A 22,066-nucleotide genomic window follows, 5' to 3' on the forward strand; every position below is an offset into this window, starting at 1 on the left:
GTTGAGGTTACTATGGTGAAAGTGCATCGACTGACAGGGACGCTGATAACAATTTTAGCATTTGTTGTATTTACATCCGCATTTATCTCGCAAGAACAAACGAATCCACGTTTAATTACGGCGATTCCACCCGTGCAAACAGCTCCTCTGCTACAGCCAGATAAACATATTAGACACACCCCAAGACCAATTGATAACTACAATTACCCTATCCCATTGGGAGAAACTGGACCTCTATTGCCACTTTTTTCCGGCGATCTGCAATATCCATTTATTTGCATGACAGAAGAGTCTGGCTTCCAGCAACCCCTTGTTGATAACCAACATGGTTGGGGTATGCCTGTTTTTAAAGCAAGAAGTGACCGAGACAACCGAAATAATATTATTGGCTACAGTAAAGATTGTCAGATCCCAACAGGCCTTGTTTATTATTTAATCGATCAAAACAATAAAATCAACCGCTACAAAGGGCAGCCATTACAGCAAAACGAACAACTTGTGCGCATAGAATATGGTGTGATTCACAGATACATTTATTTAATTGCAATGCCAATTCAACGATCGGAAATCAACAAGCGAGAAGCTAAATCACAATGGAATCAAAAATTGGTGTATCAGTTTACAGGGGGGGCAGGTATTGGTTTCAGACAAGGCTCAATGCAACCGCATAAACTGATAGAAAGACGAGTCAATCAATTAAAAGCGGGTTATGCAGTTATCACTTCAGGTGCAAACCGAACCAGCTTCACCTACAACATGCTGCTTTCTGAAGATACCGCCAGACGCTTAAAAAAACATTTTATTAGTCTCTACGGCGAGCCAGTTTACACAGTGGGTGTCGGCGGCTCTGGAGGTGGACTTGCACAATATCTAATGGCGCAAAATGCGCCGGGACTGATTGATGGAGCCATTCCACTATATTCCTATCCAGATATGGTTTCGCAGGCGCTTTATGCATTAGATTGCGACTTGCTAAACAGTTATTACACCTTTAAAGCCAAAGATCGAGACTTCTGGCAAGACTGGTCTAAAAGGCCGGCTATTGAAGGGCTAAACGCCAATAATGGCGAGCCACACAAAGGCGCATTTTTTCAACCGATTAATCAGGCATTAAATGGTTTAATGCCCAGTTATCCAAAAGGCAATAGTGAATGTATCAATGGATGGTTTGGACTATATGCATTTATTCATAATCCCAAACAAGGCTGGTTGCGAGATTATGTATCCGAAAATTTGCAACAGCATGTGCACTGGAGCTACTGGCAAGACTTAGTCAATATTTATGGAAAAGATGACAAAGGTTACGCTCGTCATATTTGGGGGAATGAAGGCGTGCAATATGGTCTAAATGCTTTAAAACAGGGTCAAATTAGTTTAGAGCAATTTATCGACCTTAATCAAAAAATAGGTAGCTGGAAAGATGACTACCAAATGCAACCTGAGCGGGTTGCCAGTGTCCCGTTTGCCAATATAAAAGTTTGGTTGTCTTTATGGGGGCATCACAATATCAACGAGCCGGATGCGAATCAGGTTGCAAAACGCCAGCCAACCGACCATAAAGCTGTCGAAAATGCCTATCGCTATGGGCAAATATTTGCGGGTAAAGCGGATCTGCCAATTTTAGATGTGCGCCATTATTTGGAAGATCAATTTGACATGCATCATGTTTCGGCATCTTTCAGTGCCAGAATGCGTATGAAGACCTTAGCTGGGCATGCAGATAATCAGATAATCTGGGTGGCACACCCAGATTATAATCCCGTAGACTTGGCCTTTAAAACCATGGATACCTGGTTGCTGAATATGTTAGACGGTCAAGAGATGTTAGATGCAAAGCCAACAGGTTTAGCAGACGCTTGTTTCGATGCCAAAGGGCAGACAATAGCGAGCGGCAATTCAGTTTGGGATGGCCCATGGAATCAAGCCGAAAATGGTATTTGTAGCGATAATTTTAAGGTTTTTAGTACCAGCCGTATACAAGCTGGCGCAAACTGGCTGGGAGATACTTTTGATTGCCATAGAGTTTCAGTTGAACAGGCAGCACATGCTGGCATGTATGGTGAGATAGATGTAAGCCCAGTGATAACTCAGCTAAAACAAATATTTCCCACCGGGGTGTGTGATTATAACCAACCCGGCATCGCAAAACCGACGGATCTGGCGCTTAATTAGCGCCAGTATTATACCTTGAATTGCGACTGTCGATTAACTCTGGCTATTAAAACTAGTAATACCACTCAACTGAAAGTTGCACGAAATCTTCATTACGGAAGCTATACGCTAAATCTTGCATATCTTCCGAGGCAAATAACCACATATCCAGTGTCAATTTAGTCGAGTCGCCAATTCGAGTGCTGCCTTCAATAAACAAAGAGCGACTCTGAGAATAGTCGAGATCCTGACTAAAACCGGCTAAAACTTCTGTTGAGCTGATATCATTCATTACGATTCTAGCAGCAATTGACACATCATTTTGTGTTGCCGTTGTACCACTTTCACCGCGTTCATCCCATGCGTATTCAGCGACAATGCCTAAATCGGTAAAACTGCCAAAAACGCCTACATAGGTGTATTCAAAGCCACCAACCAATGCATTGTAATTATCAATTTGGCGACCAAAGCGATTAATTGCTTCTAATTTCCACAACCAGTCTTGGTAGATATACTGCGCAACTGCACCCAACTGAGTGATTTGAGGGTAATAAGGCGTTAAAGCGTCAGCAACCCAAGCCACAGAACCATCGCTTTGTGTCACTTGAGTTAACTGAGGGACAAACATGGGTTCGCGCGATGTACCATGAAACGCATTTAAACTTAAATCTAAATCGTCAAACGTGTTGCGCCAATTGACCGCAAAATCGATATGACCCGATTTATCACTACTTTCATATTGGGCATTTTCGCTATCGATCACCAATGGACCGCGCAAACGTCCCTCTTTTCCAGCAAAGGTACGTTCACGAAAACCGGGCAATATAAACGCATCTAATACCCCCCAATCTTGAATAAGCGACAGCTGCACCATTGGCTGGCCCAGCTTATCTTCACCATCAAACGACTCAACACTGTCTGTTTGGTTCACAATATCCACCAAATGAACCGTCTCCGTTACCCCCCAAAACACTTTACTGATACCCAGCCTTAATTCCCAGTCGCGCTCTACATGCAACCAGGATAATTCACGGATATCAAAGTGCGTACGCTCACTGTCTTGCGAGTCTATGCGCAGGTAAGGTTTAAATGTTAATGCGTTATCACCTCTATCCCATTGCCAATAAAATTCAGGCTCCGCATTAATAGAAAACTGACTTTCAGTCTGTGCCGGATCGCTACTCTGCTCAGCAAAATAACGACCTTCAGCGCCAATATAACCCCGAATATCAACTTCTTGTTCAGCCCAAACGCTCGCTGAACTTAACATAGCAATAGCCGTCGCTGTAATTTTTAAACGCATTTTCATTCCTTACCCTGCCGCTGGCTTAACGGATTCTTCTTAATGTATTTTGATCAAAATCGCGGTCTGTTAAACCAACCTGAAATTTAATATCTTCCGCTAACAAATCAGTACTCTTACCGGTTTGATGATTCACCATTGTCATTTTATGAGCACGCCAGTATTTACCCAAGTAAAGTTTATAATCGGCAAAGGTGAGTGTTTTAAGCAGTGATTTTTTTCTGTCGTAAAACTCTATTTTCTGTACCCGGTAATGTGACTTGTCAGTCCAGACAATTTGTTTACTGTAACCTGAATAGCGGTCGGTTGGCACAGATTCAATCACCCAAGCCTCTTCACCATTAATGGTTTCATCACGTAAATACTTGTAGCTATACTTTTCAACTTCAAACGAAGCTAAGTCTTCATAAGCAAATTCGCTGCCCATAAACGGACCCGACTTATTGCGCGAAGCAATTCGTTTAACACGCTTTAGCGCGGGTAAATACAACCATTGATCGTCTGGTTCATTAATATGTGAAAAATTTAAAAAGGCAGTACCAGCAACATCTCTGGGTTCATCAAATATCGTTAAACCTTTATCACCGTCCCCCTGTACCTCTAATGCTCTGATACGCATTTGGCGAACACTTTCTTGCCCTTGCGCGTTGCGCAAAACCATGATGGAGGTCGATTCACTGTCCCCCCACCCTCGGTCTCTTGCTTTGCGCTCTTTGGCAATTTCAAGCCCTTTCTCTTCAGCAGTTTGTGCGTGAGCCGCTGGCATGACCAATAAGCTTGTCAGACAAACTAAACTAAGCCATTGTTTTAGATTCGTTTTGCTCAACATATTCCGTTTCTCCACCCTGATATACTTTTTTATCAAACTTTAACAAAAATGCTGGCAAGAATAAAAAGTCGACTGCCAACGCCAATACTATAATCATCGCGGTCAATAGCCCCATATCCCCATTTAAAGAAAACGACGATTGAGCTAGCACCATAAAGCCAGTAAATAACACTAAGGTTGTGATCCACAAGGCACGGCCGACACTGGCAAACGCATAACGCACCGCTTGCTCTGCGGTTTGCCCTTTATCACGAGCACGCTTATATTTACTTAAAAAGTGTACTGTATCATCCACCACGATACCTAAACACATACTGGTGACAATAGATAAACCTAAATTAACCTGCCCAACAAATACGGCCCAAATACCAAAACCCATTGCTGCAGGTGCTAAATTGGGTATTAAACTTATCAAACCATACTTAAAGGATCTCAGTGCAAATATCAGCAAAATAGAAATCAGCACCAAAGCTAACGAACTGCCCACCAACATACTTTGCATGTTTTTCTCCCCAATGTGTGCAAACATTAACGAGGGGCTGGCCGCTGTCACATCAATAGTTGGTGCATTTTGCGCAAACCATTGACGAACATCATTCTCCATTTCTACTATCTCACCAGAACCTAAATTATCCATAGTGACCGTAATACGTAAGCTGGATTTATTGATGTTGAGCTGGTTGTTGAGATCGAGTCCATACGGCAAGGACATTTCATACATTAATAAATACTGTGCGGCTAAATCCTGTTGCTGCGGTAATTTATACATTGCCGGATCGTCCGCATTCATATTCTGATTTAAGCGTTTAAAAGTATCGCTTAAACTAATCACATGATCGACACGCTCCTGCGATCTTAACCAGGTTGTGAAATCACCCACCACACGCAGAAATTCAGGATCGTTAATGCCACTATCCTGATTGGTGTGCAGTGCAAAATCCAGCATGGTGACCCCCAACAAGTTCTCATCCATAAAGTCTGACGCATTGCGAAAAACAATATCTTCGTCAAAGTATTCCGTCGGCACATCATTCACTTTATTGAGTGGCACTAAGGCGGCGATACCAACCACAATTAAAGTTGAAACAGGTAATAACATTTTTTGCCGACGAACCACCCAATCCGCAAACTTTTCCATATTGCCGATTTGCCCTTGTTTTTGTACCGGAACTTTAATCGGTAGCAAGTTTAGTAGTGCAGGTAACAAAGTAACCGCTAAGACAAACGCTAGCATCACACCAAACGCAACTAAATTACCCAAGTCTCGCAGCGGAGGAACGTCGGAAAAGTTGAAAGTTAAAAAACCAATTGCCGTCGTGACACTGGTTATAAAAACGGGCGCTAAATTTAGTTCAATGGCTTCTTCAATTGCCTGCCTTTTCGCCATCCCCTGACGTAAATTGTAGTTCATTGAAGAGACAATATGCACGCAGTCGGCTACAGCCAAGGTCATAATCACAGTCGGAGCGCTGACTGTCGCGGTAGACAAATACATTCCCATCCAGCCAAACATCCCCATAGAACCCAATATTGATGTAATAATAATCAACAATGTCGCCATTGTTGAGAGCACCGATCTTAATAACAAACTGAGCATCAGTAGAACAGCTAAAAACATACCGGGAACCAGCGTCATCATGTCGCCCATCGACTCCTCAACAAAGCTGTTATTCATCATAATGATGCCCGTCAGGTAAAAATTATGCTCTGGGTAGCGTTCACTGTATTTGTTTTCGATACCTCTAACAAATGTTGCCACTTCTACTACATCAGCGGTTTGATCCAGTTTATCCGGCAGCTGCACTGTAATATTGACCATAGTAACGTGGCCTGAGGGTGAGACGGTGCGGTTAACGAGTAAAGGTTCATTTAATGATACTGCCTTAGTTTTATCTATCATCTCTTGCGTAATTTCAATGTCCGCAAATTCTGAAACCAAATAGTCTACGATCAGATCATCTTGCTCTGCTTCTGTATGTTGATAGTTTGTTAAAGAGTCGACACGAGTTGAAAAAGGCGTCTGCCAGGCATCTTCGGTAATTTCAGTAACTAACTTAAGGGTCTTGTGGTTAAAAACATCACCGGATTTCGGTTCAATAACAATTGAGACATTATCGTTTTTACTAAACGTCTTTTGCATCGCTTCAAATTCTTGAAGCTGTTGGTTTTCAGCGCCAAAAAACACTTTATAGTCGCCGCGAAAATATAGATTTTGTGCACCAAATGCCATTACAAAAATGGCAATTAAGCTACACACCATGACTAAGCCAGAACGTGATACCAGCATTGCCAAAAAGCGATTTTTCATCAGCCCTCTCCCTTCCTTTTAGGGGTTAATTTTTAAGCATAGCCAGATAATCTGAAAAGTAGACTTCTAACTTTTGCCAGCTTTTAACATAATCAAATTCTCCGGACAAAGGTAACCACCCCATACCGTCGAACAGAATGTTGATATTGAATAAAACCGAGTTATCTAAATTAAGCCTAGTGATAGCAAAACTATCTGCGGCATTTTGTAACAATAAATTCGTACCAAATGAAAATGACCAATTAGCAAAGGAATATTTGGGGATCAAAAGCGGATCAATGTTTAATGAACCGTCTTTTATCGCATCATCGAAAACCTGATCACATAATAAAGCTATTTTTTTGTCACTCTCATCTAGCTGTGTAAGACGCTGCGCAGATGCTTTTTCGCCAACTGTAGAGGTTTTAGTGGAAATTGCACACATAAATAAAGCGGGCTCAAGTTGGCTATACAAACGATACGCGAAATGCATCGCCAGTCCTCGTTCTCGACTATTGCCGTTAAAATTTGCAGCTTTTATCATCAATTCACTGCACAAACCCATTGAATGCACACCTAAAGCGGCAAACACATCTTCTTTACAGTTAAAGTGATTGTAGATAGTACCTTTTGAATAAGGAGAAGCTGAGACCAATTTATCCATTGTCAGGTTTGTAAAACCTAATTCATCAACCAGCTGATGAGCAATCTGAATTAGCTCATATTCACGCTCTGCTATTTTTTCCGCTTTGCCCTTTCCACCAGAGCAACGCACCAAAGGGCAGAATTTATTACGCTTTTGCTTGAGATGTTTTAACCAAAAACCCATTTTATACGAACCGTCATTTTTTGACACTTCGTCATTTTAGTTCAAAAAAAGCTCAACAGTGAGCCTTTTTTATATATTAATTCGGATGGCTTTATAACCACCCGTTATACGATTTACACCAATAAGGTACTAAAGCTTGGATTATCCAAAGGGCGATTAATCACGATTTCAAGTTTAGCTGTACTTTGTAATCTTGCTGGTTCAAAGCGGACATCGTCTTGAACGGCATTGATTTTCAAAATACCTTTATTGGTTTTTACAATCGCTTTAACGCGCTGAGCTTTCATATCCGTAATCCAATCTAACAAGTCTGTTAGTTCAAATTCTACATTTTGATTTATCAGCCAACCATAACTCCAATAACCATCTGAAAAATGCGAGCGCATAATCCAACTTTCACCTTCAGGCAATTCTAGCGCTTCTGTCACTTCATGTTGCGCGGCTAAATGTTGATTACTTGCAACGATAGCCGACGCTTTTGTTTTCGCCGGTTTATCTAACCATTCTACCGCTATCTGCCCGTAACTTATCTGGGCCAATTGAGTCGCGTTAGGGTATTGAGCGCTCCATTCAACAAAATTATCCAATTGCTGCTGTGATGCTTGCTCTACTTTATTAGCAATTAAAATATCGGCGATTTGCGCTTGGGCAATAAAATTTTCGTTCTCTAAATATCTGGGATCCGCCAAACAAGCCGGATCGACCATAGTAATAGTTGCACGTACATCGAGATATTTGCTCAAAATCTCATCCTGTAACGTTTCCATAATTTTTTTGGGATGCCCTAAACCAGTTGGTTCAATCAAAATGCGATCTGGCTGCTGCTTAATTAACTCATTGAGTCCGACTCGCATGCCAACCCCTTGCACACAACACATGCAACCACCAGGGACTTGCTTAATCACGGCGCCAGAATCTTGCAGCAGTGCACCATCAACCCCGATCTCACCAAATTCGTTTACGAGTACGGCCCAGTTTTCATTTTCTGGTTTATGTTTTAATAGATGTTGTATGGCCGTTGTTTTACCAACACCTAGGAAACCTGTAATTAAATTAGTTGGTATTTTTTTACTTATTTGCACGATAAACCCTTTCTGCTTTGGTCGTGGAATTCACTTTTGCAACGGTGAAAAATTATTTATTTTTTCAAGCTAGAGCTCAATCACCTGTACTCTATCGTTTGTGCTCAAACTAATAACGCTAAAATCAAAACGCAGGTTTGAAAACTCTAGTTGTCCGTCACAATCCCTTCTTAATTTTTTATTATTTGTTGTTATACGATATTAGTGCACAAGCTGGCTCATGTTTCAACTAAGTTCGCATAGGTATTTGTCATAAAAATGGAAGCTTTATCATAGTTTTGTTGCAATCGAACACTAAATATACCTAAACTCATCATATTCAAGGAATAAAACTAAAAGGGAACTTATGCCTTTAGCAATCGTTTATAGCCGAGCAAGAATAGCCATTGATGCACCACTGGTCACAGTAGAGGTGCATTTATCTAACGGACTACCTGCATTTGGTATCGTCGGACTCCCAGAAACTTCGGTAAAAGAAGCGAGAGACCGCGTACGCAGCGCGATCATCAACAGTGAATTTGAATTTCCCGACAAACGTATCACGGTCAATCTTGCCCCTGCCGACTTACCGAAAGAAGGCGGCCGTTTCGATTTAGCAATTGCAGTTGGGATATTGGCAGCCAGTGGACAAATTCCCTTAGATGCATTGCAGAATTATGAATTTGTTGCCGAACTCGCCTTATCTGGTGATTTAAGACCAATTATTGGTGAAATCCCATTTACCATAGCCTGCCACGGCCAAAAACGAGCAGCCGTCATGACTCACAAGAACGCCAGTATTGCTGCACATATTAATCAAGCAAAAGTTTACGCAGCGACAAACCTGCGCGCTGTGCAACAACACCTAGCGGGTGAAAAATCTTTACCACCCGCCGAGAAAAGTCAAACAGACGACTCACATTACGAAAAAATGCTGGATATGACCGACGTTATTGGCCAGACGCACGCTAAAAAAGCACTCGAAATAGCGGCCGCTGGCGGACATCACATGCTGATGCTTGGTCCACCCGGCACGGGTAAAACCATGCTAGCGGAACGATTGCCGAGTATTTTGCCAGAAATGAATGAACAAGAAGCAATAACCACAGCGGCAATTCATTCAATCAGCGGCAAAAACGCAGCGCTAGAAAACTGGCAAGTACGCCCGTTTCGTCATCCCCATCATACCTGTTCAGCAGTTGCTTTAGTGGGGGGCTCAAGTAACCCGAAACCGGGTGAAATCTCATTGGCCCACAATGGTGTATTATTTTTAGATGAACTTCCCGAGTTTGACCGCAAAGTCATCGATGTACTGCGCGAACCGCTAGAATCAGGTATGGTAACCATTAGCCGTGCGGCCAGACAGGTAGATTTTCCAGCAAAATTTCAGCTGATAGCGGCACTCAACCCATCCCCATGTGGACATTACAATGATGAGCAAATGCGCTCAACGCCAGAACAGATGTTGCGTTATTTAAATAAACTGTCCGGACCATTTTTAGACCGCATTGATATTCAAATTGAAGTTGCCCGTTTACCCAAAGGCAGTTTGACACAAAAAAATGACCGAGGTGAAACCTCCAAGGTCATTCGCCAACGGGTCGTTGAGGCCCGAAATCGACAATTTGCACGACAAGATAAATTAAATTGTGATCTATCAAACAAGGAATTAGAAGCGGTAGCGGGAATAGACAAAGCGGATGCAGACTTTTTAGAAACCGCAATCGAAAAACTCGACCTATCCATTCGTGCTTTTCATCGACTCTTAAAAGTTGCGCGCACAATTGCTGATTTAAATGCACAAGCTAATGTAGACCGCACACATTTAGCGCAAGCGCTTGGCTACAGAGCCATGGACAGATTATTAAGGAGTTTACATAACATCTGATTGGCTGTGTTATCATAGCGTCCAACTTACCGAGTTTGGACAATATGCTGTGAGTTTGGAAAGAGATTTTGACATTATAATCGTAGGCGCAGGCATGGTTGGTGCATCTGTCGCATCGGCCTTGCAGAGCTTATCTTTTAATTGTTTGTTACTCGACAAACAACAGCCCCAAAGAATGAAAGATCGGCTAGAACCTCAGCTGCGCATTTCATCTATCAGCAAAGGATCAATTGACTGGTTGCAAAGCTTAGGGATATGGCAAAAACTCAATATCAATCGTATTCGCTATTACAACCAACTCAGTGTTGCAGAAAAAGGTGGTTCGAACTGCACTTTTGACGCTCAATCATTAGCTCTCCAAACTTTAGGCTGTTTTGTTGAAAACAATTATTTACAAACCTGTGCACAAGATACCTTTGCAGGCCAGTTGAGCTTTGAGCAAATCACCTCAGTCCAGTTTTATAGAGATAAATGGCAATTATATACCCTAGACGGGCACTGCTATTCCAGCAAACTGTTGATTGCCGCTGACGGAGCTAATTCACAGATACGAAAAGCATTAGGACTAGCAACTTATGGCTGGCAATATCCACAACACTGCTTATCGGTAAATATCAAACTACAGCAAGATTCAGGGCACCACACTTGGCAGAAATTTGATGAAGCCGGCGCTTATGCATTTTTACCACTTTTTGCTCAGTATGCGAGCCTGATTTTATACCGCCCAGTCAATGTTATTAACGACTTCAAAAACAAAACAAACAAACAGCAAAAAGCCTTACTAGCCGGAATATATGGTGGCGATATCGCCGATTTTGAAATTGTGGAGAGTGCAAGTTTTCCACTGAAAAAAATGACAGCGCATACGACAAGTAAAAAAGGTGCGATACTAATCGGAGACGCTGCACACACGATACACCCGTTAGCTGGGCAAGGTGTTAACTTAGGGTTTCGAGATGCTATTCAACTCGTGTCGCAAATTAAAAATGCACATTCTTTGGACGACTTACAACATGATACATACTGGCACGCCTATAACCGCAAACGTGCTTTAGATGTGATATCCATGAGTGGCTTAATGGACTTAATCTACTTCGCGTATCAAAGCCAACCACCGATTATCAAATTATTGCGCAATACCGGCGTAGGTATGTTGAACATCACGCCACCACTGAAAAACTTTATTTTGAAAAATGCACTGGGAGAGATACAAATTGACTAACAAGAGTCTTACCGTTACTGTTTTTATATTTTCGTTGTTGACCAGTTTAAATGTTTATTCTGCACCCAGCGCAAGAGAAAAAGCCGATGCGCTGATAGAAAACTGCAAACAAAATAGTAAAACCACGTCGTCTTATGCTATCTGTCTAGATGAAAGCGCCAAACAAGTTGATCGTGAGTTACAAGCATGGGTATTCGATGCAGAAGAAAAGCTGCAAGCTCAAATGGGCAAAAATGGCAATGAATCGATTTTGTCAGAATATCGACGGGCCAATAAACATTACGAAAAATTTATCGAATCACAGTGTCGTAGTGTGTTTTTTCAAAACCTAACATCATCTGATGCGGCAAATGAATTTAGAATATGCAAGATTAAAAAAACACTGCAACGTATCCACCAGTTAAAAGAAGACTCAATTGATTAGGTATTTAAGAATAGCGCTATATCCAAGCGCATTATTAGGTCTGATATTATTTTGGCTATGGGCTGACAAACCACTTAGCCCTGTTGAGTTAATCACCCAATACTGGAGTTCTGCCTTTACTATGGTATTTGGCTCTTTTGTGGCTGGCATTACCCCATTAGGGGGCGGTGCGGTCGCTTTTCCAGTGCTCACTAAAGTATTTTCCGTAGATGCGATTGACGCTAAATATTTTAGCCTGACCATTCAAACAATAGGGATGGGTTTTGCCACTCTATTTTTCATCAGCAAGCGTGTGAAAATACATTGGGAACTGCTGGTATACTGTTTCCCTGCCGCTATTTTAGTCTTGCCTTATGCGCTCAACCAAACCAGTTTAAGCGCACAATGGCTGCGATTTGCATTTAGTGAGTTTATTCTAGTGACCGCTTGGGTGTTATGGTTGTGTAACCATACACTGCATGCACGCAGGCATGACTTAAAGTACAAACCTCTGATCTTGTTTTTAACGGCGATACTAGGTAGTTTTTTATCCGCCAGTATCGGCTCTGGTTCAGATGTCGTGCTGTTTTTTGTACTCGTGTACGTACTCAAATACCCGATAAAAGAAGCCATCCCCAGTACCGTCGTTTTGATGGCATTTAATGCGATTTGCGCAACACTGTGGTTTGTTTTTATAGATCCGATAGCGTTGTCTGACTTTGTCATCCACAGCTGGTGGACCGCCTGTATTATTGCAGCAATAGGAGCGCCATTAGGGGCTTTTATGCTGACAGTGCTTAAAGAGCATGTCCTACGCAAGCTTATTTATCTTGTGATTTGTTTAGAACTGCTCAGCACTATATTCAATCAAACACTAGATATTGAACTGCGTTACTTAGTCGCAGCTTCTAGCTGTGTATTGCTGCTGCTAATTGCCAGAAAAAGGCTGCATTTAAGGCGCATAAAAATCGCAGAACAACAGAAGCTATAGATGCTCGAGCGACGAGCGACGAGCGACGAGCGACGAGCGACGAGCGACGAGCAAAAAGTTTCAAGTTTCAAGTTTCAAGTTTCAAGTTTCAAGTTTCAAGTTTCAAGTTTCAAGTTTCAAGTTTCAAGTGAATTGTAGGTCCGGCCTTTAGGCCGACAAGCTTTTAAACAATTTAATTTTCACAACATAAACACCACCTGCAACCCTTAACGCCATGCTATTTATCAGCGGTCTCTATGTCTTTGAATTACCATCACCACAAACAATTGACATGCCAATTATTAGGGGCACTTAAAGGTGGGGAACGGTTAACTGTATAAATAATAGCTTGTAACTTATAATCTAAGAAATCGTCGGGCTAAAGCCACGACCTACAAAAAGCAGCATTACTTGCAACTTATCGCTCGTAGCTCGCAGAATTTGTCGGGCTAAAGCCACGACCTACAAAAACAGCATTACTTGTAACTTAAAACTTGTAGCTCGTAGAATTTGTCGGGCTGAAGCCACGACCTACAAAAAACAGCATTACTTGTAGCTTAAAGCTTGTAGCTCGTAGAATTTGTCGGGCTGAAGCCACGACCTACATAAACAGCATTGCTTGTAGCTTATAGCTCGTAGCTCGTAGAATTTGTCGGCCTAAAGGCCCGACCTACAAAAACAGCATTACTTGTAACTTAAAGCTTGTAGCTCGTAGAATTTGTCGGCCTAAAGGCCCGACCTACAAAAAACAGCATTACTTGTAACTTAAAGCTTGTAGCTCGTAGAATTTGTCGGCCTAAAGGCCCGGCCTACAAAAACAGTATTGCTTGTAGCTTATAGCTCGTAGCTCGTAGCTCGTAGCTCGCAGAATTTGTCGGACTGAAGCCACGATCTACAAAAACAGCATTACTTGCAACTTGTAGCTTGTAGCTCGTAGCTCGTAGCTCGTAGCTCGTAGCTCGTAGCTCGTAGCTCGTAGCTCGTAGAATTTGTCTGGCTGAAGCCACGACCTACAAAATTTTCTTAGATTAGATTTTTAAGTGTATCGGAAATTAAATGGCTGGGGTACCAAGATTCGAACTTGGGAATGGCAGGATCAAAACCTGCTGCCTTACCGCTTGGCGATACCCCAGCAAGGGGACGATAGAGAGATGGCTGGGGTACCAAGATTCGAACTTGGGAATGGCGGGATCAAAACCCGCTGCCTTACCGCTTGGCGATACCCCAGCAATGGTGCGGAAGGAGAGACTCGAACTCTCACACCGAAGTACTGGAACCTAAATCCAGCGCGTCTACCAATTTCGCCACTTCCGCATAAAAAATGGTGGCTACAGCGGGAATCGAACCTGCGACCCCAGCATTATGAGTGCTGTGCTCTAACCAGCTGAGCTATGTAGCCACTACCCTCGCCTCAGCGAGTGGCGCGTATTATGCTGATATGACTGGTACTCGTCAACCCCTTTTTTTCAACTTTTCACACTGTTTTTGTAGTTTTTATGCAATTAAACAAAAAAACAACAAAAGACGTATATAAAACAAGCAAAACTGGCTTAAACAGAGACACCTGAACCCTAATTATTCGTTCTCTCTAGTAAATCTACAAACTTTATAATAAATCTTTATAAGCAGGGATAGTTTCTAGAAAAGTTTGACAATCTAACCTATGCAACAGTGCTTTGCGCTGACAAACGGATAAAGCACCCCAGCAAGCCGTTTTTCAAGCCGAGACAATGATTCAAGCCTCTTCACAGTTTTGACTGCACTTACAATGTTTTCTATGGCAATGCCAATTAAATACCAATCAATGACGAAGGAGCATTTATTCAAGAATGGGGTTGTACACAAAAACAAAAAAACCTGATTCAGATTAAATATCGAAATCAGGCTTTGATACTACTTTAGAAATGAAACTACAAATTAAACATTAAAACGGAAGTGAATAACATCGCCATCTTTAACAATATATTCTTTACCTTCTAAACGCCATTTACCCGCGTCTTTAGCTCCAGATTCACCGTTATGCTCAATATAATCATCGTAACCGACAACTTCTGCGCGAATAAAACCTTTTTCAAAATCGGTGTGGATCTTACCGGCAGCTTGTGGTGCTGTAGAGTTAACCTTAATCGTCCATGCGCGGACTTCTTTAGGGCCAGCTGTAAAATAGGTATGTAAATTCAACAGCTCATAACCACCGCGAATAACCCGGTTTAAACCAGGCTCAGTTAAGCCTAAATCATCCATAAATTCTTTTCGGTCTTCGTCATCCAATTCAGACAACTCAGCTTCAATTTCGGCACAGACCGGCACAACAACCGCATTTTCTTTTTCAGCTATCGCCCGTACACGATCTAAGTAAGGGTTATTTTCAAAACCATCATCACTGACATTCGCAATGTACATCGTTGGTTTGATAGTTAAGAAATTTAAATGGCTAATAATTTTCTTTTCATCCGCATCTAAATCGAGCGTGCGTAGCATTAAGCCTTCATCTAACGTCGGCTTAATTTTTTCTAATACTTCCAATTCTGCTTTAGCGTCTTTATCGCCGCCTTTTGCGCGTTTAGCGGCACGCTGCATGGCTTTTTCAGCAGTGTCCATATCAGACAAAGCCAGTTCGGTATTGATTACATCAATATCGTCTTCAGGATTTACTTTGCCCGCAACGTGAACTACGTTGTCATTTTCAAAACAACGAACCACATGACCAATTGCATCTGTTTCACGAATGTTCGCCAAAAACTGATTACCTAACCCTTCACCTTTAGATGCACCTGCAACCAAACCGGCAATATCAACAAACTCCATGGTCGTCGGTAATATTTTTTGCGGATTTACTATCGCAGCTAATGCATTTAATCGAGGATCCGGCACAGGCACCACTCCTGTATTGGGTTCGATTGTACAAAATGGAAAGTTAGCTGCTTCAATACCCGCTTTTGTTAAAGCGTTAAAAAGAGTCGACTTACCAACATTTGGTAAACCAACGATACCGCATTTAAAACCCATAATTTTAGTCCTATGCTTTGAAACTGTGTAAGCGGCTTACCGCTTTGCTTAAACCATCACTCAATAGAATTTCTGTACATCTTACCGCTTCATCAATGGCTGCATCGATTTGCTGCTGCTCTGTGGCGGGAGCTTTACCCAATACATGGCCTGTCACTCTGTCTTTATGACCGGGATGCCCTATCCCGATCCGCAGGCGCATAAATTCTTTGTTATTTCCAAGACGACTAATGCTATCACGCAAGCCATTATGGCCACCATGACCGCCGCCACGTTTAAACTTTGCAACGCCGGGTGGTAAATCCAATTCATCATGCGCGATTAAGATATTCTCTGCTGGGATTTTATAAAATTGAGCAAGTGAAGAGACTGCTTGACCACTGCGATTCATAAAAGTGGTTGGAATTAATAAACGTATATCTTGACCACGAATTTGGATCTGAGCAGTAAAACCTTGATGTTTTGAATCTAATTTTAGAGTAGCCCGATAAATGTCTGCCAATTCTCTGACATACCATTCTCCGGCATTGTGGCGAGTTTTTGCGTATTCGGGGCCTGGATTACCTAGGCCCACAATCATCTGAACTTGTTCAGTCATCGAGTATGATACCCGACTTATTCTTCAGAAGCAGCTTCTTCTTCTTCGTCGTCAGCTGCGCCCTTTTTCTTATCAATCGTTACAACTGCAACGTCGTGATCTTCACCTTTAGCCAATTCTACAGAAGAAACGCCTTCAGGGAATTTAACGTCAGATAAGTGTAAAGTTGAACCCAACTCAACCGTTGCAACATCAACTTCAATAAACTCAGGTAAGTTTTTAGGCAAACAAGCAACTTCAATTTCAGTTAAGTGGTGCGCAACTACGCCACCTGCTTTAACGGCTGGAGCTGACTCTTCGTTAATGAAGTGAACTGGAACAGTCGTATGCAATTCTTGGCCAGCAACAACACGTTGGAAATCTAAGTGCATAATTTTAGGCTTAAACGGGTGGCGTTGCATATCTTTAACGATAACATCAGTCGCCTGACCATCAATAACCAAGTTTAATACTTGTGCATAGAAGTGCTCATGCTCTTGAGCTTGCAAAACTTTGTTGTGCTCTAAAGTTAAAGAAACTGCTTCTTGATCCGCACCGTACAATACAGCAGGAACTTTATCTGCGTGACGTAGGCGGCGGCTCGCACCTTTCCCCACTTCGCTACGCAGAGTGGCTTGTAATTCGATAGTTGTAGACATTATATCTCTCCAAAAAATAAAAACTGCAGCTACTTCGCGACCAAAATAGCTACTCTACCCCATTTAGGGCGGCGTAGTTTAGCATCGCAGCTGCATGTTAGAAAGAATTAAATGCATTGATTGAAGAAAAAATGTTCAGCTAGTCATGCTCATGGTTGAGAATTCTATATAACAGCTGTTTAACCATACCGGGCTCAAAGGGTTTATCACAGATTGCATTGACCCCCGACTGCGCAATGTTCGATAAGTGTGTTTCGTTTGCTTCAGAACTCACCATCAAAACCGGCATGTGTGAATGCTGTCCATGCGAGCGGATATATTCAGTTAACTCACGACCATCGACTTCTGGCATATTGTAATCGGTCACCACCAAATCAAACATTTCATTTTCCAAAATTGTTTGAGCTTGCGCACCATTTTCAGCTTCTGTCATACGCTGGACACCCAAATTCGCCAACACTCGTTTTATATGATTGCGTGCTAAGCGACTGTCATCCACCACTAATACACGAACATCATGAACATCAAATAAATCCAGTTCTAATTCATCGGCGGTTAATAAATCCAGTGTTGAATTGATAGCCGTCCCAAGATGCTCAGCAGTAAACGGTTTCGGCAAAATTGCCACCACCCCTGCTTGTTTAAACTCTTCTAATTGAGCTTTTCGATACTCACTGGAAACCAACATAAAAGGCACATCGGAATAGGGTTCAGAATGCCGGATATGATGTAACAACTGCAATCCTGTTCCATCTGAAAAATGCAAAGCAGAGATAACTAAATCAGGCACACTTTTTAAAATAGATGCGCGTGCAGATTCAACATCTGTTGCTTCAGTGACATGTACAATATCTTCCTTTTCTAAAAAGCGCATGATCACTTTTCGTTGAGTAACAGAAGGTTCAACTAATAAAATTGATAAATCCGATGGTGATAGCTGCTGCATATTATGACTAACCCTACAACTGAGGCAGCACTGTATTGAGGTGCAAAACCTATATTAAATATTTATTAACAATATGTGAATTAGATAACAGAGTGTCTTTTAATTCAAGGGGACAAAGCAAATTCACAATCTTTTAAATAGAAATGCACTTCACAACTGGCTAACAGCTGCTAAACTCAAATCAACACAACACTTTGTTTTCAGCCAATAAATATAGGTTTTACAAATGAGTTTAAGCAAAAGCCTTTCCGCGGACGGAAAAACCTTTACCATTCAAATAGCAGGCAAGTTTGATTTTAATTTAGTGCAAGAATTTCGGGCGGCGTACGCCAATATTGGTGATAGCCAACCAAAAGTCGTTGTTGACCTGCGTGACACCGAGTATATGGATTCTTCTGCTTTAGGTATGTTATTGAACATGCAAAAGAATTTAGGCTCTAAAGTCTCCTCCATTAAAATTGCAAATTGCCGCCCCCAAATTAGGAAAATATTACAAATATCCCGTTTTGATAAAAAATTTGAAATCGACTAAGGGTAAAAGACACAATGCATATACTCGTGGTTGACGACCAAGAGCTCAATCGAACCATGTTGCAGTATATGCTGGAATTGGAAGGGCATCAGGTATCGCAAGCAATACATGGAAAAGATGCAATAGAACGCTTTAGTCAATTAAAACCAGATATCATTCTGCTTGATGTCATCATGCCAGAGATGGATGGATTTGAAACCGCCCCTATATTGAAAAGTTTAGCCGGCGAAGTTCACTTACCCATTATATTTTTAACGTCTTTAGATGACCAAACCTCGATGCTTCGCTGTCTTGAGGTGGGTGGGGATGACTTTTTAGCCAAGCCATTTGATAAGTTAATTTTATCAGCCAAAATTCAAGCTCATGTCCGTAGCCGCGAATTAGCCAAAAGAATCTCAGAACAGAACCAGCAGCTCAAATTCCACCAAAATCAGATGGCACGCGAGCATCAAATTGTCGAGCACATATTTGAAAATGCACTACGCAGAAATAACGCTCGGCCAGAAATAGTCGACCACTACCTATCCCCAGCATCGACATTTAACGGTGATTTATTGTTAACCAATACTAGCCCGCTAGGAGGGACTTACATATTTTTAGGTGATTTTACCGGACACGGCTTAGCAGCCGCTGTAGGTGCTCTACCCACTGCACAAACTTTTTTTGAATTAACCGAACGTGGCATGTCTGTTGGAGATATCGCAAAAACAATTAACACCCGCTTATTACAACTACTACCTGACGATATGTTTTGTGCAGCTTGCATAATCGAGCTGTCTTGCAGCGCTAAAGCTGCATCTGTTTGGTCTGGCGGAATGCCTGATGTCCTGATTGTCAATGATGAGTTGGGTGTCCGGCATAAAATTCAATCTCAGCATATGGCATTGGGCATTTTAGAAGGTGACGAATTTGAGCATACCACCATTAACTGCGATTTAACCCCGCAGGATAAATTAATCGTCTTTACAGATGGCATTACTGAAACGATGAATCAACATTCAGAAATGTTTGGCGACGATCGTTTAGAACGCGTGTATCAAACAAAACCTCAAAGCCAAATAAAAGATTTGATTCAGCACTTAAATGAATTTAGAGATGCTGACGATCAACAAGATGACATCTCAATTGTACAAATTAACTGTATCCCTTCGCCAACCCCATCAGACTCCAATGCTGACGAGATCCCGCCACTTCCCTGGCAAGTATCCGTCAGCTTAACCCCTGATGATATCAGGCACACAGATCCCGTTGCTCAAATTCTCGATATGGTGTCAGCTTTCCAAGGCATGGAAAAACACCGATCTACTTTATTTCTTTTACTGGCCGAAATGTACAATAATTCAGTTGATCACGGTTTATTAAATATGGACTCTGAAATTAAAGACGCTGAAGATGGTTTTTTTGAATATTATATGCAAAGACAAACCGCACTTGAATCTTTGCAAGCTGGCTTACTGAATATTCAAGTACGTTATATCCCTGCAGAACAAATCATCCGTCTTTCAATAGAAGATAGTGGTCAAGGGTTTGATACAAAAGCCGCGCAAGAGAAAACCAACGACTCTGAACAGCATGGCCGTGGATTAAAACTCATAACTGATTTGGGTAGCAACCTGAAATACGAAAAAGAAGGGCGCGTCATTATCGTGGATTATACGGTTGAATCAGACAATGTTAACTGGGCCGCAAATGAAATGCCCAGTTAACCAAACATTATCTATCAAATTTCTTGGTAGATATTTTCATAAACATAATTAGTTGCTTCGACAAAGCCTTTGACACTACCACAATCAAAGCGTGTGCCTTTAAACTTGTAACCAATAACTTTGCCTTTTTTAGCTTGCGCTAAAAGTGCATCTGTTAACTGGATCTCGCCATTTTTACCCGGTGGTGTACTGCGAATAATGTCAAAAATATCAGGTGTTAAGATATATCGGCCAATAATCGCTAAATTTGAAGGCGCATCTTCTACCGCTGGTTTTTCAACCATATCGGTCACTTGATACTTGTCATCACTGATTTGGTCGCCGGCAATCACACCATATTTAGAAATGGTTTCTTTTGGCACTTCCATCAAGGCGATTACTGAACAACCCGTCTCTTCGTGGATTTTTGCCATTTGCGCCATCACGCCTTCGCCGCCAATGGTATCTGGCAAACATAAATCATCGGCTAAAATCACCCCAAAAGCTTCGTTGCCCATCAATGTTTCGCCACACAAAATCGCGTGTCCTAAACCTTTCATTTCGGGCTGACGCGTAAAAGAAAAAATACCATTGTCCATAACATAACGAACAGATTCCAAGTACTTTTCTTTACTCGTACCCGAAATTTCATTTTCCAGTTCGTACGAAATATCAAAGTGATCTGCAATAGCGCGTTTCGTTCGGCCGGTAACAAAACCAATATACTTCATGCCGGCTTCTAAAGCTTCTTCAACACCATATTGGATCAATGGCTTATTAACAATCGGCAACATCTCTTTTGCCTGCGCCTTAGTGGCCGGTAAAAAACGTGTACCATAACCTGCTGCTGGGAATAAACATTTTTGAACCATACTTGGTTTCCTTATTATCAATTTTAAATGTTTTGTGTAACTGTATCTCAGTTAATCCAGAGATAATGCTACGACTTTAAACGAATCTCAAGCCCACGTTGCGGGTTTTTCCAAAATATATCGATTGCTTCATAAAAGTGCATAACAAACCCAATCGTCTGATTCATTGTAAAACCTGCAAATGACATGCCTATGTCAACAATCGATGAGATTTTTAAACTGTCAATTTATCGTAAATCTACTTGATCTTATGCCCAATTAACGGCGTAATATCGGCAAATAACTGAACAAAGGTGAAATGTGAATTCGACAGATAAATACTCAAAATTAACACGTCTTTGTCATTGGTTGAGTGCAATTTTAATTCTGGCTTTGTTTGCCGTTGGCGTATGGATGGTTGAACTAAGTTATTATGATGACTGGTATCAAAAGGCACCAGAACAACATAAGAATTTTGGTTTACTGCTGTTATGTATCATGCTCATACGTCTGCTCAGTCGTTTGGTATCTAAAGCACCCCCGGGTCTGGGCAAAAAGTGGGAACAAACTGCCGCAAAAGTGACTCATATTGCTTTATATATTCTGATATTTTTAATTATTTCAACAGGCTACCTTATCTCAACAGCCAGTGGTAAAGATATTATCTGGTTTAATTGGGTTCATGTTCCGCCAATAATAAGCTATCAGGATCAGCAAGCAGATATAGCCGGTGTTGTTCACCAATATGCAGCATATTTCATGATTTTTTTAGCCGTGATTCATGTTGCTGCGGCACTAAAACATCAATTGATTGACAAACATAAAATACTACAAAGGATGCTTTAGCCTCCTTTGCACCAGTTT

18 protein-coding genes and 4 tRNA genes are annotated in these 22,066 nt (G+C 41.6%); 8 read left to right on the plus strand and 14 right to left on the minus strand.

Features of this window, described 5'->3' with window-relative positions; all coding sequences use genetic code 11:
* Nucleotides 1–12: 12 nt before the first annotated feature.
* On the plus strand, nt 13–2,172 hold the full coding sequence (locus FNT16_RS05100) for a DUF6351 family protein (RefSeq protein ID WP_143870523.1): 2,160 nt from the start codon (nt 13–15) through the stop codon (nt 2,170–2,172).
* Between the two features lie 52 nt (nt 2,173–2,224).
* On the opposite strand, the gene FNT16_RS05105 is transcribed toward FNT16_RS05100, so the two are convergent.
* The 5 genes from FNT16_RS05105 to FNT16_RS05125 all read right to left on the minus strand — a co-directional run bounded on the left by FNT16_RS05105 (nt 2,225) and on the right by FNT16_RS05125 (nt 8,481).
* Entirely contained in the window at nt 2,225–3,460 is a 1,236-nt protein-coding gene (locus FNT16_RS05105; RefSeq protein WP_143870524.1) for a hypothetical protein, read from the minus strand.
* A 19-nt stretch (nt 3,461–3,479) separates the two neighbouring features.
* A complete protein-coding gene (locus FNT16_RS05110; protein WP_143870525.1) occupies nt 3,480–4,283 on the minus strand; it encodes an outer membrane lipoprotein-sorting protein in 804 nt (267 codons plus the stop codon).
* Nucleotides 4,249–6,591 carry an efflux RND transporter permease subunit gene (locus tag FNT16_RS05115; RefSeq protein ID WP_143870526.1) on the minus strand — a complete coding sequence of 781 codons (2,343 nt, stop codon included), beginning with the start codon at nt 6,589–6,591 and terminating at the stop codon, nt 4,249–4,251. Before FNT16_RS05115 ends, FNT16_RS05110 begins: the two co-directional genes overlap by 35 nt.
* A gap of 25 nt (nt 6,592–6,616) precedes the next feature.
* The gene (locus FNT16_RS05120; RefSeq protein WP_143870527.1) at nt 6,617–7,399 is read right to left on the minus strand and encodes a TetR/AcrR family transcriptional regulator; all 783 of its coding nucleotides are present in this window, start codon (nt 7,397–7,399) and stop codon (nt 6,617–6,619) included.
* A gap of 113 nt (nt 7,400–7,512) precedes the next feature.
* Entirely contained in the window at nt 7,513–8,481 is a 969-nt protein-coding gene (locus tag FNT16_RS05125) for a CobW family GTP-binding protein (protein WP_143870528.1), read from the minus strand.
* Between the two features lie 346 nt (nt 8,482–8,827).
* Here FNT16_RS05125 and FNT16_RS05130 point away from each other — a divergent pair, with 346 nt between their 5' ends.
* The 4 genes from FNT16_RS05130 to FNT16_RS05145 are packed head-to-tail and all read left to right on the plus strand — an operon-like array spanning nt 8,828 to nt 12,964.
* A complete protein-coding gene (locus FNT16_RS05130) occupies nt 8,828–10,348 on the plus strand; it encodes a YifB family Mg chelatase-like AAA ATPase (RefSeq protein WP_143870529.1) in 1,521 nt (506 codons plus the stop codon).
* A 49-nt stretch (nt 10,349–10,397) separates the two neighbouring features.
* Nucleotides 10,398–11,570: an FAD-dependent monooxygenase gene (locus tag FNT16_RS05135; RefSeq protein WP_143870530.1), complete on the plus strand. Its 1,173-nt coding sequence runs from the start codon at nt 10,398–10,400 to the stop codon at nt 11,568–11,570.
* Entirely contained in the window at nt 11,563–11,994 is a 432-nt protein-coding gene (locus FNT16_RS05140; protein ID WP_185976699.1) for a lysozyme inhibitor LprI family protein, read from the plus strand. Before FNT16_RS05135 ends, FNT16_RS05140 begins: the two co-directional genes overlap by 8 nt.
* Nucleotides 11,987–12,964, plus strand: a complete 978-nt coding sequence (locus tag FNT16_RS05145) for a sulfite exporter TauE/SafE family protein (protein ID WP_143870532.1) — start codon at nt 11,987–11,989, stop codon at nt 12,962–12,964. Before FNT16_RS05140 ends, FNT16_RS05145 begins: the two co-directional genes overlap by 8 nt.
* Nucleotides 12,965–14,000: 1,036 nt before the next feature.
* On the opposite strand, the gene FNT16_RS05155 is transcribed toward FNT16_RS05145, so the two are convergent.
* The 8 genes from FNT16_RS05155 to FNT16_RS05190 all read right to left on the minus strand — a co-directional run bounded on the left by FNT16_RS05155 (nt 14,001) and on the right by FNT16_RS05190 (nt 18,134).
* Nucleotides 14,001–14,075: transfer RNA gene (locus FNT16_RS05155), tRNA-Gln, on the minus strand.
* A gap of 20 nt (nt 14,076–14,095) precedes the next feature.
* A tRNA-Gln gene (locus FNT16_RS05160) sits at nt 14,096–14,170 on the minus strand.
* A gap of 4 nt (nt 14,171–14,174) precedes the next feature.
* Nucleotides 14,175–14,257 (minus strand) — tRNA-Leu (locus FNT16_RS05165).
* A gap of 8 nt (nt 14,258–14,265) precedes the next feature.
* Nucleotides 14,266–14,342, minus strand: a tRNA-Met gene (locus tag FNT16_RS05170).
* Between the two features lie 518 nt (nt 14,343–14,860).
* Nucleotides 14,861–15,952 carry a redox-regulated ATPase YchF gene (gene ychF, locus FNT16_RS05175; RefSeq protein WP_143870534.1) on the minus strand — a complete coding sequence of 364 codons (1,092 nt, stop codon included), beginning with the start codon at nt 15,950–15,952 and terminating at the stop codon, nt 14,861–14,863.
* A gap of 10 nt (nt 15,953–15,962) precedes the next feature.
* A complete protein-coding gene (gene pth, locus FNT16_RS05180) occupies nt 15,963–16,550 on the minus strand; it encodes an aminoacyl-tRNA hydrolase (RefSeq protein WP_143870535.1) in 588 nt (195 codons plus the stop codon).
* Between the two features lie 17 nt (nt 16,551–16,567).
* Nucleotides 16,568–17,188: a 50S ribosomal protein L25/general stress protein Ctc gene (locus FNT16_RS05185; RefSeq protein ID WP_143870536.1), complete on the minus strand. Its 621-nt coding sequence runs from the start codon at nt 17,186–17,188 to the stop codon at nt 16,568–16,570.
* Between the two features lie 139 nt (nt 17,189–17,327).
* Nucleotides 17,328–18,134 carry a response regulator gene (locus tag FNT16_RS05190; RefSeq protein WP_143870537.1) on the minus strand — a complete coding sequence of 269 codons (807 nt, stop codon included), beginning with the start codon at nt 18,132–18,134 and terminating at the stop codon, nt 17,328–17,330.
* A 226-nt stretch (nt 18,135–18,360) separates the two neighbouring features.
* Between FNT16_RS05190 and FNT16_RS05195 the strand changes: the two genes are divergently transcribed.
* A complete protein-coding gene (locus FNT16_RS05195; protein ID WP_143870538.1) occupies nt 18,361–18,666 on the plus strand; it encodes an STAS domain-containing protein in 306 nt (101 codons plus the stop codon).
* Nucleotides 18,667–18,680: 14 nt separating this feature from the next.
* Entirely contained in the window at nt 18,681–20,372 is a 1,692-nt protein-coding gene (locus FNT16_RS05200) for a SpoIIE family protein phosphatase (protein WP_143870539.1), read from the plus strand.
* Between the two features lie 14 nt (nt 20,373–20,386).
* Here the strand turns inward: FNT16_RS05200 and galU are convergent, their stop codons facing one another.
* Complete coding sequence (galU, locus tag FNT16_RS05205) at nt 20,387–21,223, minus strand: UTP--glucose-1-phosphate uridylyltransferase GalU (protein WP_143870540.1); 837 nt, start codon at nt 21,221–21,223, stop codon at nt 20,387–20,389.
* Between the two features lie 300 nt (nt 21,224–21,523).
* Here galU and FNT16_RS05210 point away from each other — a divergent pair, with 300 nt between their 5' ends.
* Nucleotides 21,524–22,048 (plus strand): cytochrome b, encoded by a 525-nt coding sequence (locus tag FNT16_RS05210; RefSeq protein ID WP_143870541.1) that lies wholly within the window; start codon nt 21,524–21,526, stop codon nt 22,046–22,048.
* The last annotated feature ends 18 nt before the right edge of the window (nt 22,049–22,066 follow it).

Source organism: Catenovulum sediminis (assembly GCF_007289895.1).
Lineage (GTDB): Bacteria > Pseudomonadota > Gammaproteobacteria > Enterobacterales > Alteromonadaceae > Catenovulum > Catenovulum sediminis.